Consider the following 26,450-nt stretch of genomic DNA (forward strand, 5'->3'; position numbering starts at 1 on the left):
CTTCATTTAGCTTGCTACAGAATCTGGATTGTAGCCCAAGTAGGGCACTTCAAATTCGTTAAAAATGATTCCGTGTGCTTTTAGTTCTGAGAGTATGGGAGCATAAACTTCTTTGTTGATTGGAATTTGCACCCCGGGGGTTGTAATTTTTCCATTTAAGATTTGAAGTGTGGCAATAGCAACAGGCAGCCCAACCGTTTTGGACATGGCGGTATAGGTTCTGTTTTCGCCAATAACCACCATATTGGCATCAATCTGTTTCTTTTCGCCGTTCAATTCAAAACCAAATTTATGGTACATGACGATCATGTCTTTTTCATCTTCCTTCAAAGTCCAACTATCTTCCAAAATGTGCTGTAATATTTGTGCTGGCGAAGCATTTTTCAACGGGATTTTTTTGGAATGATCAAAAAGGTTCAGTTCCAATAATTTTCCCCAGCGAATGTCATCTTGATCAATTTTAAGATAATGGCGCAGTTTCAATTCCACAGAATCGGTTGGGGAATAGGGTAAAAACAGGTTTACAAATTCCCGATAGGACATTCCTTCGGAATTTTCAATTGTGTAGCTATCATCCGTCATGCCCAAAATCACGAACATTTGCCAAGCTTTGGAAAACCCAATCCTTCTCATAGTACCCCTATAGAGAGTAAGGGCATTTTGCAGGCCATAGGCTTCTCTATAATTTAAGGAATCCCGGTTGGCATAGACCTCAAAAGTGCCATAGCCCTCAATCTCCAAAAATTCTGTACGTCTAAACAGTTTTTGATACGGGATGTATTTATAGGTCCCCTCTTGAATAAACTTGGCTACGCCACCTTGGCCAGCCAAAACAACATTTCGGGGGTTCCAGGTAAATTTATAGTTCCAAAGGTTGGAATCGCTTTCTGGGGCAACCAATCCTCCTGTAAAAGATTCAAAAAGCAACATTTTGCCACCCTCATCCCGGATGCGATCAATGACCTCCATAGCGCTCATGTGGTCAATACCGGGATCAAGGCCAATTTCATTCATGAACACCAGGCCATTTTTTTTGACCTCGTCATCCAATGCTTTCATTTCCTTGCTTACATAAGAAGCGGTGACCAAATTTTTCTTGAAATGAATGCAATCTTCGGCAATTTTAATATGCAGCGTAGCTGGAAGCATAGATATGACAATGGATGCGGATTCAATGGCTTTTCTGCGATCTTCATCATTGAAAATATCCAATTGGACCACACTGCAATTGGGATGTGATGAAAATTGCTCCGGGATATGCTCCGGTTGAAGATCACCAATGACCAAATGTAGATTTTCGGCTTCGGCTTTCTTTAAAAGGTAATCTAAAAGATATGAGGTTGATTTTCCAGCCCCAACAACCAAAATAGTGCGGACCATAGGTTTTGTGTAATTTTGACTAAAACAGATACTAAGGTATCAAAATGTTATATTTCTAAAAAAATAAGCACTAAAAGTTATGAACAGAACAATACTGTTAACGGCAATCGCATTTGGTCTGTTGGCCATTATTCTAGGTGCTTTTGGAGCACACGGGTTGGAAAAATTGGTGGACGCTGATGCTGTCAGTACTTTTGAGACCGGAGTGCGTTACCAAATGTACCATGCATTGTTCCTTCTTTTTTTAGGAATTTGGGAAGGTCTAAAAGAAGGGAGCAAAAAAAGAATTTTTACGATGATAGTGATTGGTGTGATTTTGTTTTCGTTCTCAATTTATCTGCTGGCCTTGAACAGTTTAACCGCTTTTGACTTTAGAATTATTGGCTTTTTAACACCAATAGGAGGAGTTTTTATGATTTTAGGATGGTTTCTTTTGGGATATTACATACTGGGGTCCAAAAATTTTAAGTCTAATTAATATAATGTAACCTAGGAATAGGCTGTCTATAGATGAACTTGACCCTCAATTTCTTCTTTTAGTAGTATAATACCCAAAAACCCAACCCTCTTCACCACTGAAATTGATTTTGTACCAGCGATCCGTTCTATCCCCCACCTTTTCTAGGGATGCTCCTTGTCCAATGATATGACATATATCTCCTTTTTCCAATTGAAAAAGAACATTGCCTTTTGTGTTGGGTTCGCTTCTGACGTTGGCCATATCAGCTTTAATTCCAAGTTTGTTGGAAGAAAGATTTTCAAAGGAATCAAGTTCTTCAATATAAAATGCCTCTCCCCCCTCTTCATTATCGTAAAGCGCTTTATTTACATGGTCAATTAATTTTGACTTTTTAAAGTTTGGGTTGGCCAAGATGTTTTCTAACAATTCAAATTTCTTTTCTATTGGTTCTTCCATAGCTCGCCAATACAGAATACCCAGTTTCACATCAATGTCATCTTTAATAGCATCAATATCCCCTTGTATCCATCCGTTATCATCCCTTTTCATGCTTGTAACTTCATGCCATCCCTCATTCTCTTCATTTTCAAAGATTACTACCATGTCCATGGGTTCCAACTTTTTACCTTCAAAAGTCATAATGTCCGGTCTTTTATAGAGTTCCGTTTCCTTATCTATAATCGCCAATTCACCTCCTAAGGCGAACAAGTGTTCATAAGCCCAACCTTCACTTCCATCGGAAAGTCTTATTTTAAGATATTCCTTGTCATCTTCTGTCTGCTCTGTTTCATTAAGATATTCCACAGACTCTCCAAAATATATTGTAGTGAGGTATTTAGTGTTTTTTCTTCCAGGTTTGTCCCTTAACCCAACTTTAGGCCACAAACAAATAGCAGAAGTACCCTCGTGGGATAGTTCTGGGTTTTCTGAAACCTCAGATTTAGAAATACTTGAATTTTCAGATGATTGATTTTTCTTTTCTGATTTGGTGCCGCAACTAAAAATTAAAAGAAGTACGAAAGAAAATAGGATACTACCTTTTACAGTTTTCATAATACATAAAGTTTGGAGGGGTGTAATGTCATACTAAACTTTCATAATAGTATTGTCCGATTGATGGATTCCTATTTTGAATTGATGAAAAGAAGATCTATATATTGATGTTCTACTCTTGGATTTTGGGTTTGTGTATTGATATTTAAGCGTTTAACGGCTTTCAGCTTTAAAATCATCGGTTTTTAACGCCCATAGGAGGAGTTTTCATGATTTTGGGATGGTTTCTTTCAGGATACTACATTTTGACCCGAAAAGGACTCAATTAAGCTAGAAATAAAAGGTGGAAATCGTATAATTTTCTAGTTTTGTGTTACAACTAAAACAAAACTATGAAGGATTCTGCCTCAGCTACGAAAACGATTTCGTTAAAGCCCTACGGAATTAAACATGACAATTTTGAGTATCAACTTTCTTCTGATGAACTCCATGACATTACTTTGGAAAAAGGCATGGGAAAAGAAGCTTCCTCTGGAGCCTTGGCGGTCAATACAGGTGAGTTTACAGGACGTTCTCCCAAGGATCGTTTTATCGTAAAGGATGCCATAACTGAAGATAAGATTTGGTGGGGGAACATTAATATCCCATTTGAACCTGAAAAGTTTGACAAACTATACGATAAGGTCATCGACTACCTAAACTCAAAAGAACTGTATGTTCGGGATTGTTATGCGTGTGCCGACCCTTCCTATAAGTTGAACATTAGGGTGGTGAATGAATATCCTTGGTCCAATATGTTCGCATACAACATGTTTTTGAGACCTACCGAAGAGGAATTGGAAGATTTTGACCCCGAATGGACCGTAATCAATGCTCCAGGATTTATGGCAGATGCCGAAGTGGATGGAACCCGACAACACAATTTCGCTATCCTCAATTTTACCAAGAAGATTGCTTTGATCGGGGGAACGGGGTATACCGGAGAAATAAAAAAAGGAATTTTTTCGGCCTTGAACTTTATTCTCCCTGTGTATAAAAATACGCTGCCCATGCACTGTTCGGCCAATGTAGGCGAAGATGGGGATACTGCCATTTTCTTTGGACTTTCAGGTACTGGGAAAACCACACTTTCCACAGATCCAGACAGAAAATTGATTGGGGATGATGAGCACGGTTGGACTCCTGACAATACCGTTTTTAATTTTGAAGGAGGATGCTATGCCAAAGTCATCAATCTATCCGAAGAGAACGAACCTGAAATTTATGGAGCCATTAAAAAGGGTGCCATCTTGGAGAATGTTATCATGGATGATTCAGGGGTGGTCGATTTTTCAAATACCTCCATTACACAGAATACCAGGGTTAGCTATCCTATTTATCACATTGAGAACATTCAGGAACCTTCCATTGGTAAAAATGTGAAGAATATCTTTTTTCTAACCGCGGATGCTTTTGGGGTATTGCCCCCTATTTCCAAGCTTACCCCAGCACAAGCAGCCTATCATTTTATCTCTGGATATACCGCAAAAGTAGCTGGAACAGAAGCAGGTGTTGTTGAACCGCAGCCATCATTTTCTGCTTGTTTTGGAGCCCCTTTTATGCCATTGCACCCTGCTAAATATGCTGAAATGCTGAGCCGAAAAATGAAGGAATCCGGAGTGGATGTTTGGTTGATCAATACGGGGTGGACAGGCGGACCTTATGGCGTAGGAACCCGTATGAAGTTAAAATATACTCGAGCTATGATCAGTGCTGCGCTAAGCGGGGAACTGGGGTTGTACTGTTACGATAAATACCACATCCATTCCGTTTTTGGTGTGGCACAGCCCAGGGAATGTCCGGGAGTGCCAACCAGTGTGTTGAGTCCTAGAGCTACTTGGAACAATGACGATGCGTATTATAAAACAGCATTTAAGTTAACAAATGCGTTTCGGGAGAATTTTAAGAAGTTCGAGGCCTATGCCAGTGAGGAAATCCGAAGGGGAGGGCCACAACGGTATGCCTTTTAAAACAAAACGCCCGATCATTGATCGGGCGTTGATTTTTCCAATAAAAAATAGTTTACTTATTTACACTGGTAATGTACTTCTGTAGGGCCATGGTCATGGATGGTGTTTCTGGTGTTGGCGCCTGAATGTCTATTCGAAGTCCGGCTTCAGTAGCTGCATTTATGGTACTATTTCCAAAAACAGCAATTCTTGTATCTTTCTGTTCAAAATCCGGAAAATTCTTCAATAGCGATTCAATTCCAGAAGGGCTAAAGAAAACCAATATGTCATAGTAAACGTTCCTAAGATCCGATAGGTCACTAATGACCGTTTTGTAAAAAACACCGCGTTTCCAGTCAACGTTGATCTCATCCAAAGCTTGGGGCACAGCAGCCTTCAATGCATCGGATGATGGTAAAAGGAATTTCTCGTCCTTATACTTTTTGATTAGGGGAATCAACTCATTAAAAGTCCTTTTCCCTACATAGATCTTACGTTTTCTGTACACTACATATTTTTGCAAGTAGTAGGCCACGGCCTCAGACTGGCAAAAGTATTTCATGGTGTCCGGAACTTTAAAGCGCATCTCCTCGGCAATCCTAAAAAAATGATCCACAGAATTTCTGCTGGTCAAGATAATTGCCGTAAAATTGTTCAAGTCAATTTTTTGCTGCCTCACACTTTTGGCTTCAACCCCCTCAACATGGATAAAAGGCCTAAAATCCACTTTAACCTTTTCTTTCTCGATCAATCTTGAATAGGGGGAATTTTCGACTTTAGGTTCTGGTTGGGAAACCAAAATTGTTTTTACTTTCATAAATTTTCAATCTTTTAGATAGCTTCCAATTATCACCAAGGGCGCAATTTCGAGTGCGCAAAGGTACAAAATAAAATACACAAAATACGGAAACATAGCTTTTTGATAGTTCTTCAACAGCTTTATCACCCCTATGCCATTAACCAATAAAATTAAGATGATCGTTGTGTAAATTATCATTTTTGAGTCCCTAAAAATGTACACCAAGATCACGTTGCTTATAAAAAGAAGTATACTACTATGGTTTAGATAAGAGGTTTTGCTGAACACCAATTCCGATATAAGTCCCTGGGTGTTGAAAACAAATCCTTTGATAAATTGCAAGGCCAATTTTGCAATCTGGAAAAGAATCAAAAAAGCCAAGACCCATAAAAATGTGTTTAGCTGATTTTCAATTGTAATGGCATCGAAAGCCTTTAGTGCTAAAAAAATGAAAAGGGCGAGGTTTATGGCCTGGAACGCGGTGAGCAAGATGTGGAACCAATTGAACAACTGACCTTTTTTGTTGTGCAGCAGCACATATTTATCATTAAAGGGAAGTATTACAAAATTCAAGAATTTATTGTGATAAAAGTATTTTCCCAAGGCAAAGATCAACATACTGATGAATAGCACCAGGGTCATCCAATCCAAAGAATAAACAGTTTTTTCTATTGGGTTCATTCCGTTATTTTGATTGGTTTTCCATTCAGTCCGGAGGGTAGGCCATTTTCCGAAACCCCAATTCTAAAATACCCTGGATTTTCCATTTTTGGCAATGGTAGTTCAAAGGTATAAAAAATCGTGTCCTTGGCTTTTAAAATATGGTTTTCCCGATAACGGTTTTTGACCTTAAGGGAACGCATTTCCTTTACTTGTTTATACTTGTTGGAATATGAAATAGTGTATTTCAAGTTTTCCAATGGAATGTCAAATCCATATGGATTATATACTTTTAACGAATGTTCAATCCCTGTTTTGGGTTTCTCCACAATGCATTGTAGCTTTCGGTACGATTGAAAATCATCTATAAAATTCCCGTAAAAGACTGTACTGTCCAAATGCATGTATTTAATATCCCCTCTTTTTGCAGCTACCGGAACATACAGCACTTTTTTGCCCCGGACACGTTCTTCGGAATCATCAATGGAGTATTGATTTTTACGGTACCAATGATTGTTGAGGGATATGGCAGGAACATCGGAATAAAACGCGTACATAGAAGCACGTCGATACGAGTTTTCAAAAACAATGGGAACTCCTCCTGCTTTTTGGGTGAGGTCAGCCACCCACTCCTTGTTGCCATGGGTTTCATAAACCATGGGGAATAAAGGTTTATATACCAACCAGCCCCTGGCATACAATAGCAATATTAAGCTCACCATACCAATACGGTATACCCATTTTCTACTCTTGGCGTTTTCCAAAAGATAGTTAAATGCTATAATGGCCAAGGGAATGGAAATAGCAATGGTCCATTGGGCTTGCACTCTCCTATTGAAACTGGAGATAAAAAAGAAAATCAATATTCCGTAAACCAAATAAATTAAGGCTTTTGAAAACCTATCGGTTGTTTTAAATTTAAAGAAGGCACTATAAACCCAGTAAAACAAGAGGCCAATAATCACAATATTGTTCAAGAAAAAACCAAGGGTAAACCCATCAAATTTATAGGCTTGGTTTGGCCGCTCGTACAAGTGAAAAGTGATGGAAACAAAATCATTTTGGTACAGCCAAACAAAATGGGGGATATAGCAAACCAACGCCAAACCTACCGCCAACCACGCTTTTTTGTTGGTAATGAGCTTTACATTGGAAAGAAAAACAAAGAGAATCACTAAAACAGCGTGGTACTTGCTGTACATCAATGCCGCCATGGTCAGTCCCAAAAGTAGAGTAACCCCAATAGAAGGCTCCCTCAAAAAACGCTTGTACAACCAAAGGAACAGCGCCGTAAAGAAGAGTAAAGCAGTATCGGGCAAGGTTAAAAAGCCGTAAGCGTTCATCAACGTAAAGGAGAATACCAACAGAAAAAAATGAACCACATAATCCTTTTTCTTGGGATTATCCACCAGCAGCCATAGGATAATATAGGTGCCCGCGGAGAGCACACAACTCATAAAACGCACCCCAAGTTCGCCATCAAACAAAAAACTGCTAATCTTGATCAAAAAGGCTACCATGGAAGGATGGTCAAAATACCCCCAAGCCATATCTTGGGCATAGTACCAATAGTATGCCTCGTCATAAATAAGTTCCGTAAAATAGCTTTGAACAAGGTTCAGGATAAAGATGAACACTAGTAGAAAAAGAAAAAGTTTGGGAAACTTTTTAAACATCAAGTGGGTTTTAGATGGCGCAAAGTTACAAATATTGCCAAGAGCAGGCGGGTTCAAATAGGAACATATGAGGGCTAAATAGAAAACCGTATTTTTGCCTTCTAATCCAGAGTGAATGGCAGACGGCTTGGTCATTATTCCTACATTCAATGAAATTGAAAACATTGAAGCTATAACCAAAACGGTTTTCGACCTAAAGAAGGACTTTCATGTGCTTGTGGTGGATGATAATTCTCCCGATGGTACAGCCGATGCGGTTCGGGCATTGCAAAAGGAATTTCCGGATAGCTTGTTCCTTGAGGTACGGAAAGAAAAATCTGGTTTGGGAACGGCCTATATCCATGGGTTTAAATGGGCCTTGGAAAAGGGATATGAGTATATTTTTGAGATGGATGCCGATTTTTCCCATCGCCCAGCCGATTTGTCGCGCTTGCACCGGGCCTGTCTCAACGGTGCCGATGTGGCCATTGGCTCCCGATACAAAAAAGGTGTGAATGTGGTCAATTGGCCCCTGTTTCGAATTTTGCTGTCCTACGGAGCGTCTTTTTATGTGAAGATTATTACCGGAATGAAAGTCCACGATCCTACAGCAGGTTTTGTTTGTTACAAGCGAAAAGTGTTGGAGACCATCAATCTGGACAATGTTCGGTTTATTGGATATGCTTTTCAGATAGAAATGAAGTATAGGGCGTACCTCAAAAAATTCAAAATAGAGGAAGTGTCCATAATTTTTACGGATAGGGTCAATGGAAAGTCAAAAATGAACTCCGCCATCATCCGTGAAGCCATTTTTGGGGTCATTGCCATGAAATTTAGAAGTATTTTTTTCAAAAAGAGTTTTTAGAAATGTCAAGAACACTACTAAAAAATGCCAAAGTGGTCAACGAGAATAGCATTGTTGAGACCGATGTGCTCTTGGAAGGGGATTTTATTACCCGAATCGACACTGACATTTCCGATGCCAATGCCCATGTCATTGATGTAAAAGGAGACTTGCTACTTCCTGGAATCATAGATGATCAAGTGCATTTTAGAGAGCCCGGGCTTACCCACAAAGGAACCATCGCCACGGAAAGTAGGGCGGCAATAGCGGGTGGGATCACCACTTTTATGGAACAGCCCAATACCAATCCACAGACCACTACTATAGAAAAGCTGGAAGAGAAATTTGCCATTGCGGCCAAAGATGCTTCAGCCAATTATTCCTTTCTTTTTGGAGGTACCAATGACAATTTGGAGGAATTGAAACGTTTGGACAAGAATGCTTGTTCAGGGGTAAAACTGTTCTTAGGTTCTTCCACAGGGAACATGTTGGTGGATGATGAAGCCGTTCTCGAAAAGATTTTCAGTAATACCGAAATGGTGATTTCGGCTCATTGTGAGGATGAAGGAACCATCCGTGCCAATATGGCCAAATACCAAGAAATGTATGGTGATGACATTCCTATTGAATTACACCCCATAATTCGGAGTGAACAGGCCTGTTATTTATCCTCTTCCAAAGCCATTGCCTTGGCCAAAAGAACTGGAGCTCGATTGCATGTGTTCCATGTGTCCACCGGAATTGAAACGGATTTATTCACCAATGCCATTCCGTTGGAAGAAAAGAAAATTACCGCTGAGGTCTGTATCCACCATTTGTGGTTTTCAGATGCTGATTATGCCGAAAAAGGAACCTTGATCAAATGGAATCCCGCAGTTAAGACCAAAACGGATCGGGAAAAGTTGTGGAAAGCCCTTTTGGATGATAGAATTGATGTGGTAGCCACCGATCATGCGCCACACACCTTGGAAGAAAAGGAAAATCCCTATACCAAAGCACCTTCTGGGGGACCTTTGGTGCAACATGCTTTGTTGGCCATGCTCCAGAAAGAAAAAGAAGGTGTCATCACTTTGGAAAAAATGGTGGAGAAAATGTGCCACAATCCAGCCAAATTATTTGACATTGACCGTAGGGGTTATATTCGGGAAGGATATTATGCCGATTTGGTCCAAGTTGACCGAAACTCCAAAGAAGAGGTTAAAAAAGCCAATATTTTCTATAAATGTGGTTGGTCTCCTTTTGAAGGTGCTACTTTTGATTCTAAAGTGGCACGAACCTTTGTCAACGGGCATTTGGCGTATGACCATGGAAATTTTTCGGAAAAGAAGAATGCAAAAAGACTTACATTCAATCGTTAAACTATGAAAAAGGGAATTCTTTTCTTTTTTGGTGCGTGTTTATTTCTTGCTTGTGGAGAGAAGGTGGTGGAGCAACCTGAAAACCTTATCCCAAAGGATGAAATGACCCATATTCTTTTTGATTTGTCCATATTGAACACCACACAATCGTCATTTTCCAGCGTTTTTGATAAAACGGGAATTGATATCATGGAGTTTCTTTATGAGAAGTATGATATAGACAGTACCCAATTTGCCCAAAGTGACCTCTACTACGCTTCCATTCCTCTGGAATACCAATCCATCTATGAAGATGTGGATGCCATGATTGAAAAAAGAAAAAATGCCTTAGAGGCAGCCACCAAGAAAAGAAATGATAGTATTCGGGATGCACAGACCCATAGAAGGGATTCCATCCAAGCCCTAGAAAAAGAGAAGGATTCCGTTACGCCTTAAATTTGGCACAGCAAAAAGCGATGGCTGCATCCAAATCTTCGAATGTAAAATCGAGGGTTTCTATCAATTTTTCGCTACTGTAATGCTCTCGTTTGTAGAGTCCCTTAGTCATGGTTTTGGTGAGTCTTCTTCGTTTCCCACGTAGGTTACTCCGCAACCAATCCAACCGCCAAAAGAATTCCAACATCCAGAAGGGGATTTTTTTAGTTGGAGGTTCTACATCCAATTTTGGAGCAATTTTTTGAAACAGTTCTCCATAGGAAAGATTCTGGCTGACCATGATAAACTGCTCTTGGGCAATATGGGATGCCATTAAGGTTGTCATTGCGGAGACCACGTCATTTATTGTCACAAAACCAGTACCACCGGGAATAAAGGATTTTTTACCTTTGGCCGCATACGTAAAAAAAGTGCCACTTCCTGATCTCCAAAAACCGGGACCAATGACTACCCCAGGATTGACGATAACGACAGGCAACCCCTCTTGCGAAGCTCTCCAAACTTCCAGTTCTGCATCGTGCTTTGTAATTCCATAGACTGACGCATGGGTATCATTCCATTCATTTTCCTCCGTTACTACATCACCTTTAACACTTGGACCAATGGCCGCAATGGAACTTACATAGCATAACTTTTTTATGCCGTGTTTCAAACAGAGATTGACCACATTGGCCGTTCCATCCACATTGATTTTGGCCAAAGCCTTGTATTGTTTGGGATCAAAAGAAATTAAGGCGGCACAGTGGTAAACGTAGTTTATACCTTCAAAAGAAGTTTCCAGTTCCCCAATGTTGGTAATGTCCCCTTTAACCCAGTCAATATGTTTCATTAAGCTGGACGGATCATCACTATAATATCCGAAAACTTTGCTCACCTTGTTGAGGGTGTCCTCATTTCTATAGGTTGCCCTTACGGTTTTCCCATTTTTTATTAAATGAAATAGTAGGTGCGAACCTATCAATCCAGTGCCTCCAGTGACCAATATCATGCGATAAAAGTACCTATTTGTAACGGATTTATTCAGGGAAGTGCCAACTTCATTTTATATTTGCAGCTATTCTAAAAGACAATCATGACGAAGAATTTTGTTCAAGAACTGCAATGGAGGGGAATGGTGCATGATGTAATGCCCGGAGCCGAAGAACATCTAATGGAAGGGATGCGAGCTGCTTATGTGGGGATTGACCCAACGGCAGATTCACTCCATATTGGACACTTGGTTAGTGTTATGATGCTGAAGCACTTTCAGTTGGCAGGACACAAACCGTTTGCTTTGGTAGGTGGTGCCACGGGAATGATCGGGGATCCCTCTGGGAAATCAGCTGAACGAAATCTGTTGGATGAAAAGACTCTTCGACACAACCAAGAGGCCTTAAAAACCCAGTTAAGCCGCTTTTTGGACTTTGAAAGTGATGCGGACAATGCTGCGGTTCTGGTGAACAACTACGATTGGATGAAGAATTTTACCTTTTTGGAGTTCATCCGTGATGTGGGGAAACACATTACCGTAAACTATATGATGGCCAAGGATTCTGTGAAAAAACGGTTGTCCTCCGATGCCAAGGAAGGCATGTCTTTTACGGAATTTACCTATCAATTGGTGCAAGGGTATGATTTTCTATATCTCTTCCAAAACCATGATTGTACCCTTCAGATGGGGGGGAGTGACCAATGGGGAAATATTACCACGGGAACCGAGCTTATCCGTAGGATAGGGGGCGGTAAAGGTTTTGCCTTAACTTGTCCATTGATTACCAAGGCGGATGGCACCAAATTCGGTAAGACTGAAGGCGGAAATGTTTGGTTGGATGCTGAACGTACCTCACCCTATAAATTTTACCAGTATTGGTTGAACACCTCAGATGAGGATGCTGAGAAGTACATCAAGATATTTACTTTTCTTGGGAAAGAAGAGATTGAAAATTTGGTGGCTGAACATAAGGAAGCACCACATCTACGAACACTTCAAAAGAAATTGGCCGAGGAAATCACAACTATGGTGCATTCCAAGGAGGACTTGGACAATGCTATAAAAGCCAGTGAAATCCTTTTTGGGAAATCCACCTCTGCAGATCTAAAACAATTGAACGAAAAGACCTTTTTGGATGTGTTTGAAGGCGTTCCACAAGCCCAGGTTTCCATGAACGAACTGACTCCCGGATTGGATATGATTGGAGCCTTGGCGGCCAAGACCAATTTTTTGGGTTCCAATGGTGAGGCCCGTAGGGAACTGAAGCAGAATTCCATTTCGGTGAACAAAGAGAAAGTAAAAGAGGATTACTTGATCACAAAAGAGGATCTAATTAACAATAAGTTTGTTTTGCTACAAAGGGGCAAAAAGAACTATTTTGTGCTGGTAGTGGAATAATAAAAAAGCCATCTTTTAAAGATGGCTTTTTTATTATGAGATAAATGTAATTCCATATCGACCACAAATTTCGGCCACCTTTGGAAAATCGGGTGGTCCCGGGGGAAGTTCTCCCAATTCGGCGAACATATTTTCCAGACCGGCCGGAAATACGCTCAAAATGGTCTTGCAGTCTTGATCCCCAACTACTTTCCAAGTATGGGGTACGTTTCGGGGTGCAAAAGCCAAATCTCCCGCTTTTAAAATGGTGGTCTCATCGCCTACGGTAACTTCCAGTTCGCCCTCCAATACTTTAAAGATTTCATCCTCTTTGGTGTGCACATGGGGAGGAATCATGGTTCCTGGCGGATTCACCTCCTCAATCAAAGTGAAGAGACCATTGGTGTCCTCACTTGTTAATTTAAAGGTTTGTTGATCTCCAATGACATTTACTTTTTTGCCTTCCCCTTTCCGAACGATTTTGGGATCAAGTGGTTTGCCGTCCTTTTCACTTTTAGAAGAAAAATGGGCAAATGCCGGGAGTGAAGCCAAAGCCGCTGCTGACAGGGCCCCTCTTTTTAAAAATGCATTTCTGTCCATACTATGTTTGTTTGGTTACAACCTTAAGGTATAAAAACTTCTTATAGTAAATGCTGAATCTATATAATTGAACGACAATTGTGTATGGATGGTAAACGGGAAATACAAGGAAATGCTATAGTGCCATCAAATTACAGCCCCTGATATCCGAACTGTCAAACCGGCCTAAAACTTCAAAGAAACCATTAGAATAGGTTTTTCCAAGATCTTGTGTGGCGATAAAAGCACAGGAGTACACATTGGCCAGATCAATGATATTTATTCCCCCGGTTTTGCCATGGGTTTGTAACGAGAGAGGGTCTTCCGTGTCGCGAGTGATGATTTTCATCCACGGGGGTGTCCTAAAAATCCCATCACCTTGGGAATAGGCTTGGGACAGCAATTCGGTCATCCCATATTCTGAATGTATTTTGGGCACGCCAAACGCTTTTTTCAGAATATGGTGTAATTCTTCCCTGATCAATTCTTTTCGACGGCCTTTCATTCCTCCGGTTTCCATAACTATGGTATTCTTAAGCGGCGTGGGAGATTGCTCTGCCAAATCCAACAATGCAAAGGACACTCCTATCAATAGTGTTTTGATTTGTTTCTTTTCCAAAGTGATGAGTTTTTGGTGCAATTCTGCCAGATTATGGAGATGAAAACCGCTATCAGGATGATTGGAACGGGAAACCAACTCATTCACCATATAGACTAGCGAGGATCCTTCACGTTCCAAATAGGAAGGTAATAAGGCCAGGATGCAATAGTCTTCAACAGGGCCATAGAATGTGGTGAAACCTTGTAAAAAACTTTGCTCATATAGCTTTAGGTCGGGAACAAAATGCTTACTTACTGAAGTTTGTGTTGTTCCACTGCTTTCGAAAATGGTTTCGGCCTTTTTATGGGTGGAGGTTATCTGTTGTGTTTTAAAAAATTCAATGGGCAAAAAAGGAATATCCGTAGTGTTGGCCACATTTGAAGGTGACTTTTTTAGGTGGTCGCAATAGGCTTTGTAGACGGGATTGTTTTTGTATTGGAATTGGAAGATTTGTAATGTTACCTCCTCAAATTCCTTGGGATTTGAAATGGAAAAAATCCGTTGAATATCCATGCTGTTCATTGGGGTATAAAAGTACCCAAAAATAAAAACCCATCTGTGGTGGATGGGCTTTTAAAAACATCATAGTTATTATTTAACGACCAGTTTTCGGGTCATGGTCTTTTTTTGTTCGGTTACCTGAAGTACATAGACCCCAGGGACCAATCTTGATATATCCAAGGTATTGGTTGAAATCCTATCGGTTAGGACCACTTCGCCAAAGACATCATAAATTTTGATTTCCTTATTACCATTGGTTTCGGTGGTAATATAGATTTCCTCGCCATAAGCAGGATTAGGGTACATTTTAAAGCCCTTTAGCTCTTGTATAGGTTCAGTATTTACACTGACCAACTCTTGACCGTAGGAAATTATAGGTAAAGCCATAATAAGAACAAAGTAGATTTTCTTCATATACGCTGATTTGGGATCATGTGCAATGTAAAAATAGATAAACCCGTGGTGTAGGGCTATAAAATGTTGTGAAACAGAAAAATATGTAGGTAAAAGTGGAAAACCTGTGGTTTAGGGTTGGAAAGAAAAGCGTAAAAAGGGCAAACTACTTGACAATAAGCTTTCTAGTGGCCACTTTATTGGCTTCAAAAACCCTTAAAATGTAAACTCCTTTATCTAATCGGGAAAGGTTGAGTTCATTGCCCAAAATGGTGGTTTGAAGGACTTGGGTGCCCAACACATCAAAAATGAGAATTTTTTTAGGGGCATTATCGGTTGTTTCGATAAATACTTTGCCTTGGGTAACGGGATTGGGATACAACTTAAACCCGTCAATATCTGAACTCGAGGTACTTTCTTGCGAAAAACCAAGGGTACAGACAAAAAAGAAAATGACAAGGTAAAAGTGCTTCATAAGGTATTGATAACAAACGCTATGCCACAAAGATATAAAAATATGAAAGTGATGGTGTGCAGTTTGACGAAAAGGTAGTTTGAATTGACGAATAGCAGGGTACTTTTCGGTGAAATGCATTTTGATTGCGAGTGGTATGGAAAGGAAAATGACGGATAGACATCCGCCATTTTTTATCAAATTTTGAAAGTTTTATGTAATTATTTTAGGTCGAAATATTCAACCATTTGATTGTAATCCCGGATATCTAAGTCATTCCGAGTTAGGCCTGATAAGGTTGCAGGTTTGGCAGCTATGACCCTTAAATCTGAAAAATCCAAAGGACTTCCGTAGGGTTCGTTGCTATCAGACTTTTCGACTATTATATTAAAATTCAAATTATTACGAGAATAGTATATTTTATAGTTTTTTTCTAATTGGACAGTAGGCATGTATATCCAAGTTTTGGAACTGTCCTCTTTTAGTTGATAATAGAGAAATAGCAATAGAGGTTCGTCATTGGAAATATCCTTTTCATTTTCCGGAATGGTTATTCCCAAACCAAGATTATTGGTAAACTCTTGACTTCCAAAATCCACAAGAACCGCATTACTTCTTATTATGGTCTGAGGGGTGGAACTATCTGGAATTGCTGTGGAGCCATCATCATTTGAACATGAAATGAATAGGTTTACCAGATTTAGTAGAAGATAATAGGCTAATATTTTATTTTTCATTGTACTTGTTTTAATGTTAAAGAAACTATATTTTCTAAGGTTTACGCTAGTCTTGTTCTTACTTATTCATAAGTCATGTTAAATCGAATGGCAAAAACATTATTGTTTTCGTTGGATTCTTGATTTGTATCACTATCATCAACCCTAATCAATAACCAGAAATTTCCTCCTACCTCATCAAAATCTTCCACGAAAAGAGAAGTGGATGCGTATGACCCAGAGTTGGCTGCAATGGATCCAACATTTTCAGATTTAATTTGATTATCAGATTCACTTTGATATGAACTATCTGCCGAAATATAAAAACCTATTGTACTTGAACTGGAGCTTACTCCACCTAAATTTTGTATATATACATCAATGGAAGTGGTACTGGCTGAGGTTTCTAAAAAGTGTCTGTCTGTACCAATTTCACTAAAAACATTTTCGCAATTGGAACAGTCACTATAAATAATTGAACCGTCTAAGTCTATTGAGAGTTCTGGATTTCCTGGGCAGCCATCATTGGAAGCGGGCCCAGCTTGGTTAGGGCAATCATCTTCACTGTCAGGTACACCATCACCATCACTATCCACGGTACAACTGATGCTTATGGGGTCTCCTATGGACTGTCCGTTTATGTCAAAATCCGCATCGCCCTTCCCATTGTATCTATTCAAAATCCTACAATATCTGGTGCCTAAACTTCCCCCAAGGTTTATTTGGTATACTTTATTGGTTTCTAATAAGTGATTTATGAGAATGTTGGCTTTCCAAATTCCATCATGGCTGGTTGAGGTTCCACAAACCCTATCTTTTGCTTTTTGTAAGGTTGTGAAAGTTTCAAATCTATGGTATCTATTAATTTCATAACTACAGACATCTGCCGAGTTTCCTATACCTGAACCATTAAGATAAAAATCTGCATCACCAGTTCCACTGTATCGATTGAGAACTTTGGCATATCTGACCCCTAAATTAAAATTACTGCCAAAATCTATTAAATAAAACTCTCCGTTATTCAATAGATGGTCAATGTCAAGATTAACTTTTACAACAAAAGCCTCATAAGAGTTTCCAACACAAGCTTTTTCTGCTGTTGCAAAGGTTTGAAACCTATGGTAGTTATAGGTTTGGGCATTTGTCCACGCAAAGGTAAACAGCAAGCTAAACAAAAAAATGATTTTTTTCATAAGATTAGATTTAAATTCCTATGAAAATTATAAGAAAAAGACTACTGATTAGTTATCAGTAAATTAAGTTTTTGTAATTAAAAAAGCTCCCGAATCATCGGGAGCTTTTAAATATGATTAAGAAATTACCTATTTCTTAGTTGGCCCAAGCAAACATAGTAACATCTACAGTAGCAGCATTGTCATAAGCCAAAGCTGGATTTGCATCAGCACCTTCAACCTGAACATTGGAAACAGCACCTCCATCAACAAAGTCGAAAGAAGTATCATATCCAGTCAAAGAAAGACCGGTGATAGTAGCACCAGATTCTTTCTTGAACTGAAGGGCAGTACCATTTACTGTAGAAACACAGGTCAAGTTGGTCAATGTTGGATTGCCGTTATCACCATCAGCTTCAAGAGCGGTTGAGAAACCAGCAACAGTGTTGGAAACATAGGCATTGCTCAAGGTTCCGTTCCATCCCTCTGTCCAGTCAATGGCATCATCCTCATTGTTCTCCATGTATACGTTGGTTGCGGAAACGGTTCCACCGAAGAATTCAACACCATCATCTGCACCGTTCAACAGAGCAACGTTATCGATGGTTGTTTCAGAACCTACAGCGTAAAGGGTAAGACCGTTGTACTGTGACTCAGAGTTGATCTGTGCACCAGCATAGTTGATGATCAAGTAATCGATGTTACCAGAGTCATCAGCGTCATCGTTACCCCCGTAGATAATGTTACCTACTTCGGCAGTGGCATCCACACCTTTTGTTGTAGTCGCGTTACCAGCGATGACCAATCCACCCCAGTCACCTGGAGATTCACCACTTGAGGTCATAACCACTGGGCTGGCTTCAGTACCTTGGATATCGATCATACCACCTTTTTGAACAACGATGTATGTACTTGTTGCACCGGCAGCCTGAACATCAGCAGTGATGGTAGTACCGGCAGGAATGGTCAAGGTTACCCCGGACTGAACGCTCAAAGTACCTTGCAATAGGTAGGATACAGAGGCATCCAAAGTCAAATCAGTAGTAACATTACCCTGAAGAACTTCAGAAGTACCTATGGTTTCTCCAGTTGCCCAAGCAAAAGAGTTGACATCCACAGTGGCAAGGTTGGCATATAGTTCGTTTACATCGGCATCCACACCTTCAATTTGAACGTTGGTAACCGCACCGCCATCAACAAAGTCCAAAATGGTCTCGTAACCAGATAAAGATAGACCAGTGATGGAAGCACCAGATTCTTTCTTGAACTGAAGTGCAGTACCCCCTACTGTTGATAGAGCAGTAAAATTTTCCAATGTAGGCATGTTATTGTCACCATCAGCTTCAACAGCAGTGGAGAATCCAGCAACTGTATGCAATACATAAGTGTTGCTCAACGTACCGTTCCATCCTTCTGTCCAGTCAACTGCATCATCCTCATTGTTTTCCAAGTAGAAATTGGAAGCGGAAACAGTTCCACCAAAGAACTCAACACCGTCATCTGCACCATCCAATACAGCAACGTTATCAATAGTTGTTTCAGAACCTACGGCATAAAGGGTAAGACCATTGTACTGAGACTCAGAGTTGATCTGTGCACCAGCATATTTGATGATCAAGTAATCGATGTTACCGGAGTTATCCATGTCATCGTTACCGCCATAGATAATGTTACCTACTTCGGCTGTGGCATCCACACCTTTTGTAGTGGTCGCATTACCGGCGATTACCAATCCACCCCAGTCACCGGCAGTTTCGCCACTGGAAGTCATAACTACTGGGCTGGCTTCAGTACCTTGGATATCGATCATACCACCTTTTTGAACAACGATGTATGTACTTGTTGCACCGGCAGCCTGTACATCAGCAGTAATGGTAGTACCGGCAGGAATGGTCAAGGTTACCCCGGACTCAACGCTCAAAGTACCTTGTAACTTGTATGCAACGGAAGCATCCAAAGTCAAATCAGTAGTAACATTACCTTGAAGAATTTCAGAAGTACCTACGCTTTCTCCGGTTGCCCAGGCAAAAGAGTTGACGTCCACTGTAGGAATACTGGCATATAGCTCATTAGGGTCAGAATCAGCACCTTCAATTTGAACATTGGCAACAGCTCCACCGTCAACGAAGTCCAAAATAGTCTCGTACCCTGACAAAGAAAGTCCAGTGATCGTAGCACCAGATTCTTTCTTGAACTGAAGTGCAGTACCACCTACCGTTGATAAAGCAGTGAAGTTAACCAAAGTAGGGTTCCCATTGTCACCATCAGCCTCTAAAGCAGTAGAGAAACCAGCTTCTGTATGCAATACATAAGTGTCGGTCAATGTACCGTTCCATCCTTCTGTCCAGTCAACGGCATCATCTTCGTTGTTTTCCAAGTAGAAATTGGAAGCGGAAACTGTTCCACCGAAGAACTCCACACCGTCGTCGGTACCATTTAATATAGCTACATTGTCGATGGTTGTTTCAGAACCAACAGCATAAAGGGTAAGACCGTTATATTGGGACTCAGAGTTGATTTGTGCACCGGCATAGTTGATGATCAAGTAATCGATGTTACCAGAGTCATCCATGTCATCAGTACCACCGTAGATAATGTTACCTACTTCTGCAGTAGCATCAACACCTTTAGTAGTGGTCGCATTACCAGCGATAACCAATCCACCCCAATCACCAGGAGTTTCACTGGCCGAAGTCAAAATTACTGGGCTTGCGGCAGTACCTTGGATATCGATCATTGCACCTTTTTGAATCACAATATAAGTGCTTGTTTCTTCACCACTTTCCACTTCAGCGGTAATGGTAGTACCAGCGGGAATGGTCAAAGTAGCCCCTGACTCAACGCTAAAAGTACCTTCCAAGATATAAGTTTCCGCCGGATCTAAGGTTAAATCCTCAGTTTGCTCTCCTGTAAGGGTTATAAAGTCCTCAGGACATGCATTGGAACAAGAACCACCACAATCCACTCCAGTTTCATCACCGTTTTGGATGTTATCATCACAAGTGGCTTCTGGTTCGTTATCGGGAGCTGGTCCTCCGTCATCGCTACTACAGCCAACCAAAACCATGGTAGAGGCCATAATCGCCAATATTGAAAATTTAAAGATTTTCGTTTTCATAAAATAGAGTTTTAAATTAAAATGTTTATTAGTAAGTAGTTAATGCTATTAATCTTATGTTCAATATGTTATAGTGTAAATCGTAATCCTACTGTAAATCTTCTTCCCAAGGTGTATTCCCTAACGGTTTCTTCCCGATAAATTCGGGTTGGGGCATTTGGGCCAAGGCGCTCTTCTATATCCGTTGAAAAATTGCGGACTTCCGTAAAGTTGTCCAGAACATTTTGGGTCTGTTTTATGGTTGGATCTAGTAGGTTGGTCCCCCTAACATAGATTTCCCAATTTTTTGCAAATACTTTACTTATTCTAGCATTCAATACCATGAACCCATTTTCAACGATATTGTCGTTATAGGAATAGTCATAGTTGTTGAATCCGTCTGGGTTACCCAAAACAAATATTTTATCAGAAGCATAATTGGCATTGACCGATGCAGAAAATCTATTTTCGCCAGGGGATTTTAGGTTTAGGTTAGCATTTAGGATGAAATCTGCTGCCCCCTCCAAGCCAGTTCGGCTGTTGGTTCCAAATCTGAAGAACTCAATTAGGTTTCCTTCTCCATCTCGTTCCAATTTCAAATCTTGTTCGTGCCACATGCGGGTAGCATTAAGAACCAAGTCTAAATCCATACCTGTGTCCTTGTCCAGTGTTTCATTGTATGAACTTTTCAACAGGTTGATTTTGCTTTCCACCTCAATTCCATAAACTTTGGCATCTTCACCGGTATTATCGAATGTAAGTCTGTTCTCACCACCTTTGGCCAATGTTCTGTTGATAGGATCTTTGATGTCTTTATAGAAAACAGCAGTTGAAATCAACTGATCACTGGAAGGGAAAAACTCCCATTTAAAGTCAAAATTGTTGGTAAAGGAAGCTACCAAGTTTTCTGCATTACCCACTACAACCAAACCATTGGGAGATACATACTCAAATGGAGCTATTTCCTTAAACTCAGGAAGGGTAATGGTTCTACTGGCAGCAAATCGAAGGGCATTTTTCTCGTTGATTTCATACTTCAGATTCAAACTTGGATACAGGTTTTGGTATTCCTGATCTACTTCACCTTGGCGACCAGCTCCTCCATCATTACCTACATCATAAAGTACATTGATGTTGTCCAATTGGTATCGCAGACCGGCATTGATGCCCCATTTCCCCAATTCAAGGTTGAAATCGGTAAAAGCAGCTTTGGAGGTATATTCCCCGGTATAGATGTCTTGTCGTTCCCCTTGCTCGTTTTCGCCTAATCGGTTAATTTCAATGAGGTCATTATCCAAATTGTCTTGGTTGATCAAATCATTTATGCTTTCCAAACTGTTGGTGCTGATGTCAAAACGCCCCACTTCAGTAACACCAATAAATTCTGAGCTAAAATCCCTTTCTTTATTTCGGTAAGCGCCTCCAAAGTTTATATCAAATCCTTTGGTAACATCACCATCCTCATTTTCTTCCTTAATGACAGTAATTTTATCTTTTATATAGCCATTAAATTCAATGTCTTCTATCAACTGGGAGGCTTTACGTTGTAAGAAACCACCTTGCGAGTTGAGAACAACATCTGCGGGGCCTTCATCAAAGAATAGCTGATTTCGTATACGGTTTGGTTCGTCCGCGTTCAAGAGGTTATATCCAAGTGCCCAGTTCAATTCATTTTTCTCACCAATTTTATGTTCACCCAACAACTGGGTCACCCATAGACGAGTCTGCTTGGTATTTTGGTCACGGGCAAATTCAGAGTCTCTGTTATCCCCAGTATCATCACTGATACGTGCTTCTCCATTTCTACCTTGTTCAACCACAAAATCATTCAACGTATTCAAAAAGGTGGTGGTGGACTTGATTTTGTTTTTATCGTTGATGTACCAACTTAAATCCAGCAAAGCTGAATTGTTGATCTGAGATCGGTAAATGGTGTAGTCTGATGAAGCGATTTGAACAAAACCAAACTCTAGAAATTGAAAAACTCCTTCATTATAGGAATAGGTTCTATCATGAGACCCTGTAAGAATGAAGGATAGCTTGTTGTCAAACAATTTTGTTCCATATGCCAAATTCACACCAAAGTCATACGGATTGTCTTTTACAACGGGATCCCACCCCTGCCGTGTGATTTGGTCAAGCAAGTTTCTTTCAGATTTGTAGAATCCTAGGCTAGCATCATCAAGGTTTGGACTAGTTAAAAAGTTGTCCTTGACGCCATCGCTCATCACATTGGTGTTGTATCCGCCTTTAATACCGACGCTAAATTCAGTCTGGCCAACCAATTCCCTTGACGCAATATTAATGGTCCCCGAAGCTTGATCAGCAGAATTTAAAGCGGAGTACGTTTTACTGATACTCACATTTTGGATAACCCTAGTTGGAAAAAGCCCAAGGTTGATGTTCTTCTTTTCTACATCATCAGAAGGTACGGGTAGGCCATTTAAGGTAGTGGAAAGGTATCGGTCACCAAGACCACGAACAAAGATGTTACCAGATGCTTCACTTTCGGTAACTCCAGAAATTTTGGTTGCAGCGGTTTGGACATCAGTAATTCCCAAATCGCCCAGTTCCTGTGCACCAATACTTTCCACAACAATTGTGGCATTTTTTTGATCCAGAAGCAATGCTACTTCTGAGTCTTTTCGAGCAACAGTGGTGATTACCACTTCATCAAGTGCAAAACCAGATGAAGCACTCATGGGCACGTTTACACTGGTTACCTTTCCGGTTTCTACAGCCACATTGGGTATTTCAACAGTTTCATAGCCCAAATAGCTAAACACAACGGTGTAGGTACCTGGCTCCAAACCAGATATTTCATACAACCCATCAAAATCCGAAGTTGTTCCGGTTGTTGTTCCTTGAATAAGGACATTTGCAAAGGCTAAAGGCTCATCATTTAGCTCTCTGTCAGTCAGTTTACCTACGATGCTTCCCGTGGTATCCTGTGCTACCGCTTGCATGGTGAATGCAAGGGTCATAATCAGTAAAAAATATTTCATTATCAGGTAAGTATTTGGCGCAAAGAACGCCACAGGCTGTAAAAGCGATGTTAGCTGTGTGTTAAGTGTTTATTTGGGAACCGTTACAATAATGTTATGAGATTAAATGAATGTTAAGCATTTATCCCGTTATAGTATTATCTTTACATTTGGGCGTTTAACTTAGAAATACCATCCCATGAAAACCAAGGATATTAAGATTTTACTTGTAGACGATGAACCTGATATTCTGGAGATTGTAAGCTATAATCTATCTGCAGAAGGGTACGAGGTCTTTACCGCTAAGAATGGTGCCGAAGGCGTGGCAAAGGCCAAGAAAAAAAGTCCACATTTGATCATCCTTGATGTTATGATGCCCGAAATGGATGGTATTGAAGCTTGTGAACAGATTAGAAATACTCCTGGACTGGAAAATTCGATCATTGCTTTTTTAACGGCGCGTGGTGAAGATTATTCCCAAGTAGCCGGTTTTGATGCCGGCGCCGATGATTATATCACCAAACCCATTAAGCCAAAAGTTCTGGTGAGTAAGGTAAAAGCCCTGCTGCGAAGACTGAAGGAAGAAAAGAAAGAAGTGGAAGATATCGTCAAAGTTGGGAACATTGTGATCAACCGCGAAGAGTATAAAATTATCAATGATGGTGAAGAAATTATACTGCCCAGAAAAGAATTTGAACTATTGTCCCTGCTTACCTCAAAGCCCAGCAAAGTATTCAAGAGAGAAGTGATTCTGGACAAAGTTTGGGGAAATGAGGTTGTGGTCGGTGGCCGTACCATCGATGTCCATATCAGAAAACTACGCGAAAAAATTGGAGATCATCACTTTAAAACCGTTAAGGGCGTAGGGTATAAGTTTGTTCTGTAATGGCCATTCAACTCAGGAAATCCTATAAGTTTGCCTTAAGGTCTTCCCTTCTTATCACGGTATGTTTAACCGGATTGTTTGTAGCATTTCTTTTGGACAAGGGCCAAATGGATTGGCCCTATACAATATTGTTTACACTGATTTGTTTTGCCATTTGTTTTATTATTCTACAGATTCGTGTAGAGCGATTTATCTACCGACGGATCAAAAAAATATATGACGATGTTTCCCTACTGGAGTCTTCCACCTTTTCTTCAAGACCGGTAACCACCGATATGAAGACCCTTACCGAGGAAATTGAAAAATTTGCGGAGGGTAAGAAAATTGAGATCGACACCTTAAAAATACGGGAGGAATACCGAAAAGACTTTTTGGGGAATGTGTCCCATGAATTGAAAACCCCTCTTTTTACCGTTCAAGGGTATATCTTGACTTTGTTGGATGGTGCCATGAAGGATAAAAAACTTAGGGAAAAGTATCTGGAACGTGCCAACAAGGGGGTGGAACGGTTGATTTACATCGTTAAGGACCTGGATTTGATTACCAAGCTTGAAGTAGGGGGGCTTAAATTGGAGCGTGAAAATTTTGACATCATTGAACTCATAAAAAATGTGTTCGACCTCTTGGAGATGAAAGCTGCTGAGAAGGATATTGCCCTAACGTTTGATATGGAATACACGCAACCCATTTACGTAAATGCTGACCGGGAAAAAATACAACAAGTAATCAGCAACCTTCTTGTCAACTCCATCAAGTACGGGCACCCCAACGGAACTACCGAGGTGAGTGTGGAAAATTTGATCAAGAACAAGGTCATTATTAGGGTTACAGACAACGGGGAGGGTATCCCAAAACAGCACATTCCACGACTCTTTGAACGGTTTTATCGTGTTGATCAGAGCGGTAGTAGGGATGAAGGAGGTTCAGGGTTGGGATTGGCCATTGTAAAGCACATTATTGAGGTGCATGGCGAAAAAATCTATGTGGAAAGTGAGGAAGATGTGGGCTCCGAATTTTCATTTACGTTAGAAAAAGCCGCAAACAAATCCGCATAATCAATTTCCGAATCAAACTGCGCCAAACCTTCAAAATCACCCATTCGGGATAACTCGGCTAAGGTGAAATTATCTTGCTCGCTGTAAGGCACTAAATTTTGCTTTTCCATACGCTTGGCCAAATATTCTTGTTCATACTGCCCCGGAGTTGGAATAAAAAAGGCCTTTTTTTCCAATTTGGCCAAATCCATAACCGTAGTGTACCCAGAACGGCACAAGACTTGGGCACTTTGGTTTAATGCGGTTTGCAACTCACGGGATTGCATAAAATTAATTTGCAATAGGCAGCCTTTTTCCGTTTTGATTTCTTGCTTGGTCTGCGATTCCTCAATTTTACCGCCTACAAAAAGAATCTTGCCTTCAAATTGTTGAAGTTCCTTCAAAAGCTTTTCTTCCAATAGAGTACGCTGCGGTTCAGGGCCTGAAAGCAAAACCATCAGATCATAAATTACGGGAACATCCATTTTTTCAAACCGACTTAATGGCCCCAAATATTTTATGTTGAGTTTGGATTTCTTCAAGTGTCCCAACTTTCCTGTCAGGTTGGGTTTTCCTTCCACATCGGGAACCCAGCAGGCATTGAATTTTTTTATAATTTTTTGATGCGCCTGTGAACTCATCCATGTGGTATTTCCCGAAAGCACGTTGAGTTGGTGAGTGATAAAAACACAGGGCACTTTTTTGTAGTACACCCCAAGCCTATTGTCTGAAATGATGCCATCCAATTGATGCTCCTTCACCAACTTTTTTACCGCCTTTTTCTCCTTGGCCATGGCCTTGAGAACTTTGGGGGAATCCCAGATCATTTTAATCTTAAAATTCTTCCCTTTTTCGGCATACGTGATTTTATACGAAGGCAATTCAAAAGAAGGCAAATCCGGAAATTCCTTTTGCAAAAGAGAAAGCGCCACTCCATCTGAAGCTATAAAAGGTTGGTGACCCTGCTCCAAAAGGGCATTGATGATGGGAATACAGCGTGTAGCATGTCCCAAACCCCAATTCAATGGCGCTACCAAAATGCGTTTCGAATTTTGCATAACGACAAAAAAACAAAATCCAAATTGCTTTTAGATTTCCTTAGTTTTGCCAAAAC

General features: G+C 40.4%; 23 protein-coding genes. 8 read left to right on the plus strand and 15 right to left on the minus strand.

Translation table 11 applies throughout. The annotated features are described in order from the left end of the window. Positions 1-6 precede the first annotated feature (6 nt). Entirely contained in the window at positions 7-1,380 is a 1,374-nt protein-coding gene (locus J0X14_RS03370) for a saccharopine dehydrogenase family protein (protein WP_207096337.1), read from the minus strand. 79 nt (positions 1,381-1,459) lie between these two features. On the opposite strand from J0X14_RS03370, the gene J0X14_RS03375 reads away from it, so the two are divergent. After that, on the plus strand, positions 1,460-1,858 hold the full coding sequence (locus J0X14_RS03375; RefSeq protein WP_207096338.1) for a DUF423 domain-containing protein: 399 nt from the start codon (positions 1,460-1,462) through the stop codon (positions 1,856-1,858). Between the two features lie 45 nt (positions 1,859-1,903). On the opposite strand, the gene J0X14_RS03380 is transcribed toward J0X14_RS03375, so the two are convergent. Next, positions 1,904-2,893, minus strand: coding sequence for an SH3 domain-containing protein (locus tag J0X14_RS03380; RefSeq protein WP_207096339.1), 990 nt, complete (start codon positions 2,891-2,893; stop codon positions 1,904-1,906). Between the two features lie 332 nt (positions 2,894-3,225). Between J0X14_RS03380 and pckA the strand changes: the two genes are divergently transcribed. After that, positions 3,226-4,842 (plus strand): phosphoenolpyruvate carboxykinase (ATP), encoded by a 1,617-nt coding sequence (pckA, locus tag J0X14_RS03385; RefSeq protein WP_207096340.1) that lies wholly within the window; start codon positions 3,226-3,228, stop codon positions 4,840-4,842. Positions 4,843-4,894: 52 nt separating this feature from the next. On the opposite strand, the gene J0X14_RS03390 is transcribed toward pckA, so the two are convergent. The 3 genes from J0X14_RS03390 to J0X14_RS03400 are packed head-to-tail and all read right to left on the minus strand — an operon-like array spanning position 4,895 to position 7,956. Next, positions 4,895-5,638 carry a uroporphyrinogen-III synthase gene (locus tag J0X14_RS03390; RefSeq protein ID WP_207096341.1) on the minus strand — a complete coding sequence of 248 codons (744 nt, stop codon included), beginning with the start codon at positions 5,636-5,638 and terminating at the stop codon, positions 4,895-4,897. Positions 5,639-5,644: 6 nt separating this feature from the next. Then, positions 5,645-6,301, minus strand: coding sequence for a DUF4271 domain-containing protein (locus J0X14_RS03395; RefSeq protein ID WP_207096342.1), 657 nt, complete (start codon positions 6,299-6,301; stop codon positions 5,645-5,647). Next, positions 6,298-7,956: an ArnT family glycosyltransferase gene (locus tag J0X14_RS03400; protein WP_207096343.1), complete on the minus strand. Its 1,659-nt coding sequence runs from the start codon at positions 7,954-7,956 to the stop codon at positions 6,298-6,300. The genes J0X14_RS03395 and J0X14_RS03400 overlap by 4 nt, the downstream gene beginning before the upstream one ends. A gap of 115 nt (positions 7,957-8,071) precedes the next feature. On the opposite strand from J0X14_RS03400, the gene J0X14_RS03405 reads away from it, so the two are divergent. The 3 genes from J0X14_RS03405 to J0X14_RS03415 are packed head-to-tail and all read left to right on the plus strand — an operon-like array spanning position 8,072 to position 10,572. Beyond that, entirely contained in the window at positions 8,072-8,800 is a 729-nt protein-coding gene (locus tag J0X14_RS03405; RefSeq protein ID WP_207096344.1) for a polyprenol monophosphomannose synthase, read from the plus strand. 2 nt (positions 8,801-8,802) lie between these two features. Continuing rightward, a complete protein-coding gene (locus J0X14_RS03410) occupies positions 8,803-10,137 on the plus strand; it encodes a dihydroorotase (protein ID WP_207096345.1) in 1,335 nt (444 codons plus the stop codon). 3 nt (positions 10,138-10,140) lie between these two features. Further along, entirely contained in the window at positions 10,141-10,572 is a 432-nt protein-coding gene (locus J0X14_RS03415) for a cytochrome P450 (protein ID WP_207096346.1), read from the plus strand. Here J0X14_RS03415 and J0X14_RS03420 read toward each other — a convergent pair. Then, the gene (locus tag J0X14_RS03420) at positions 10,562-11,560 is read right to left on the minus strand and encodes an NAD-dependent epimerase/dehydratase family protein (RefSeq protein ID WP_207096347.1); all 999 of its coding nucleotides are present in this window, start codon (positions 11,558-11,560) and stop codon (positions 10,562-10,564) included. The two genes, J0X14_RS03415 and J0X14_RS03420, sit on opposite strands and share 11 nt — an antisense overlap. An 84-nt stretch (positions 11,561-11,644) precedes the next feature. On the opposite strand from J0X14_RS03420, the gene tyrS reads away from it, so the two are divergent. Further along, positions 11,645-12,940: a tyrosine--tRNA ligase gene (gene tyrS / locus J0X14_RS03425; RefSeq protein WP_207096348.1), complete on the plus strand. Its 1,296-nt coding sequence runs from the start codon at positions 11,645-11,647 to the stop codon at positions 12,938-12,940. A 33-nt stretch (positions 12,941-12,973) separates the two neighbouring features. On the opposite strand, the gene J0X14_RS03430 is transcribed toward tyrS, so the two are convergent. The 8 genes from J0X14_RS03430 to J0X14_RS03465 all read right to left on the minus strand — a co-directional run bounded on the left by J0X14_RS03430 (position 12,974) and on the right by J0X14_RS03465 (position 23,437). Further along, positions 12,974-13,519, minus strand: a complete 546-nt coding sequence (locus J0X14_RS03430; protein ID WP_207096349.1) for a quercetin 2,3-dioxygenase — start codon at positions 13,517-13,519, stop codon at positions 12,974-12,976. Positions 13,520-13,634: 115 nt separating this feature from the next. Beyond that, positions 13,635-14,612 carry an acyl transferase gene (locus J0X14_RS03435; RefSeq protein ID WP_207096350.1) on the minus strand — a complete coding sequence of 326 codons (978 nt, stop codon included), beginning with the start codon at positions 14,610-14,612 and terminating at the stop codon, positions 13,635-13,637. Positions 14,613-14,690: 78 nt separating this feature from the next. After that, positions 14,691-15,014 (minus strand): T9SS type A sorting domain-containing protein, encoded by a 324-nt coding sequence (locus tag J0X14_RS03440; protein ID WP_207096351.1) that lies wholly within the window; start codon positions 15,012-15,014, stop codon positions 14,691-14,693. 145 nt (positions 15,015-15,159) lie between these two features. Next, entirely contained in the window at positions 15,160-15,468 is a 309-nt protein-coding gene (locus tag J0X14_RS03445; protein ID WP_207096352.1) for a T9SS type A sorting domain-containing protein, read from the minus strand. Positions 15,469-15,668: 200 nt separating this feature from the next. Then, entirely contained in the window at positions 15,669-16,184 is a 516-nt protein-coding gene (locus J0X14_RS03450) for a hypothetical protein (RefSeq protein WP_207096353.1), read from the minus strand. Between the two features lie 62 nt (positions 16,185-16,246). Further along, positions 16,247-17,356, minus strand: coding sequence for a thrombospondin type 3 repeat-containing protein (locus J0X14_RS03455; protein WP_207096354.1), 1,110 nt, complete (start codon positions 17,354-17,356; stop codon positions 16,247-16,249). A gap of 136 nt (positions 17,357-17,492) precedes the next feature. Continuing rightward, complete coding sequence (locus J0X14_RS03460) at positions 17,493-20,453, minus strand: beta strand repeat-containing protein (RefSeq protein WP_207096355.1); 2,961 nt, start codon at positions 20,451-20,453, stop codon at positions 17,493-17,495. 68 nt (positions 20,454-20,521) lie between these two features. Next, positions 20,522-23,437 carry a TonB-dependent receptor gene (locus tag J0X14_RS03465; RefSeq protein WP_242527900.1) on the minus strand — a complete coding sequence of 972 codons (2,916 nt, stop codon included), beginning with the start codon at positions 23,435-23,437 and terminating at the stop codon, positions 20,522-20,524. Between the two features lie 178 nt (positions 23,438-23,615). Between J0X14_RS03465 and J0X14_RS03470 the strand changes: the two genes are divergently transcribed. After that, positions 23,616-24,302, plus strand: a complete 687-nt coding sequence (locus J0X14_RS03470; RefSeq protein ID WP_207096356.1) for a response regulator transcription factor — start codon at positions 23,616-23,618, stop codon at positions 24,300-24,302. After that, a complete protein-coding gene (locus J0X14_RS03475) occupies positions 24,302-25,357 on the plus strand; it encodes a sensor histidine kinase (protein WP_207096357.1) in 1,056 nt (351 codons plus the stop codon). The genes J0X14_RS03470 and J0X14_RS03475 overlap by 1 nt, the downstream gene beginning before the upstream one ends. Here J0X14_RS03475 and J0X14_RS03480 read toward each other — a convergent pair. After that, the gene (locus tag J0X14_RS03480; protein ID WP_207096358.1) at positions 25,282-26,394 is read right to left on the minus strand and encodes a glycosyltransferase; all 1,113 of its coding nucleotides are present in this window, start codon (positions 26,392-26,394) and stop codon (positions 25,282-25,284) included. The two genes, J0X14_RS03475 and J0X14_RS03480, sit on opposite strands and share 76 nt — an antisense overlap. Positions 26,395-26,450 lie beyond the last annotated feature (56 nt).

The sequence above is a fragment of the Allomuricauda sp. CAU 1633 genome, assembly GCF_017313225.1.
GTDB lineage: Bacteria > Bacteroidota > Bacteroidia > Flavobacteriales > Flavobacteriaceae > Flagellimonas.

Excerpts from the sequence above, each read along its gene's own strand:
- J0X14_RS03370 (WP_207096337.1), bottom strand. The coding sequence starts at position 1,380 with ATGGTCCGCACTATTTTGGTTGTTGGGGCTGGAAAATCAACCTCATAT.
- J0X14_RS03375 (WP_207096338.1), top strand. The coding sequence starts at position 1,460 with ATGAACAGAACAATACTGTTAACGGCAATCGCATTTGGTCTGTTGGCC.
- J0X14_RS03380 (WP_207096339.1), bottom strand. The coding sequence starts at position 2,893 with ATGAAAACTGTAAAAGGTAGTATCCTATTTTCTTTCGTACTTCTTTTA.
- pckA (WP_207096340.1), top strand. The coding sequence starts at position 3,226 with ATGAAGGATTCTGCCTCAGCTACGAAAACGATTTCGTTAAAGCCCTAC.
- J0X14_RS03390 (WP_207096341.1), bottom strand. The coding sequence starts at position 5,638 with ATGAAAGTAAAAACAATTTTGGTTTCCCAACCAGAACCTAAAGTCGAA.
- J0X14_RS03395 (WP_207096342.1), bottom strand. The coding sequence starts at position 6,301 with ATGAACCCAATAGAAAAAACTGTTTATTCTTTGGATTGGATGACCCTG.
- J0X14_RS03400 (WP_207096343.1), bottom strand. The coding sequence starts at position 7,956 with ATGTTTAAAAAGTTTCCCAAACTTTTTCTTTTTCTACTAGTGTTCATC.
- J0X14_RS03405 (WP_207096344.1), top strand. The coding sequence starts at position 8,072 with ATGGCAGACGGCTTGGTCATTATTCCTACATTCAATGAAATTGAAAAC.
- J0X14_RS03410 (WP_207096345.1), top strand. The coding sequence starts at position 8,803 with ATGTCAAGAACACTACTAAAAAATGCCAAAGTGGTCAACGAGAATAGC.
- J0X14_RS03415 (WP_207096346.1), top strand. The coding sequence starts at position 10,141 with ATGAAAAAGGGAATTCTTTTCTTTTTTGGTGCGTGTTTATTTCTTGCT.
- J0X14_RS03420 (WP_207096347.1), bottom strand. The coding sequence starts at position 11,560 with ATGATATTGGTCACTGGAGGCACTGGATTGATAGGTTCGCACCTACTA.
- tyrS (WP_207096348.1), top strand. The coding sequence starts at position 11,645 with ATGACGAAGAATTTTGTTCAAGAACTGCAATGGAGGGGAATGGTGCAT.
- J0X14_RS03430 (WP_207096349.1), bottom strand. The coding sequence starts at position 13,519 with ATGGACAGAAATGCATTTTTAAAAAGAGGGGCCCTGTCAGCAGCGGCT.
- J0X14_RS03435 (WP_207096350.1), bottom strand. The coding sequence starts at position 14,612 with ATGGATATTCAACGGATTTTTTCCATTTCAAATCCCAAGGAATTTGAG.
- J0X14_RS03440 (WP_207096351.1), bottom strand. The coding sequence starts at position 15,014 with ATGAAGAAAATCTACTTTGTTCTTATTATGGCTTTACCTATAATTTCC.
- J0X14_RS03445 (WP_207096352.1), bottom strand. The coding sequence starts at position 15,468 with ATGAAGCACTTTTACCTTGTCATTTTCTTTTTTGTCTGTACCCTTGGT.
- J0X14_RS03450 (WP_207096353.1), bottom strand. The coding sequence starts at position 16,184 with ATGAAAAATAAAATATTAGCCTATTATCTTCTACTAAATCTGGTAAAC.
- J0X14_RS03455 (WP_207096354.1), bottom strand. The coding sequence starts at position 17,356 with ATGAAAAAAATCATTTTTTTGTTTAGCTTGCTGTTTACCTTTGCGTGG.
- J0X14_RS03460 (WP_207096355.1), bottom strand. The coding sequence starts at position 20,453 with ATGAAAACGAAAATCTTTAAATTTTCAATATTGGCGATTATGGCCTCT.
- J0X14_RS03465 (WP_242527900.1), bottom strand. The coding sequence starts at position 23,437 with ATGAAATATTTTTTACTGATTATGACCCTTGCATTCACCATGCAAGCG.
- J0X14_RS03470 (WP_207096356.1), top strand. The coding sequence starts at position 23,616 with ATGAAAACCAAGGATATTAAGATTTTACTTGTAGACGATGAACCTGAT.
- J0X14_RS03475 (WP_207096357.1), top strand. The coding sequence starts at position 24,302 with ATGGCCATTCAACTCAGGAAATCCTATAAGTTTGCCTTAAGGTCTTCC.
- J0X14_RS03480 (WP_207096358.1), bottom strand. The coding sequence starts at position 26,394 with ATGCAAAATTCGAAACGCATTTTGGTAGCGCCATTGAATTGGGGTTTG.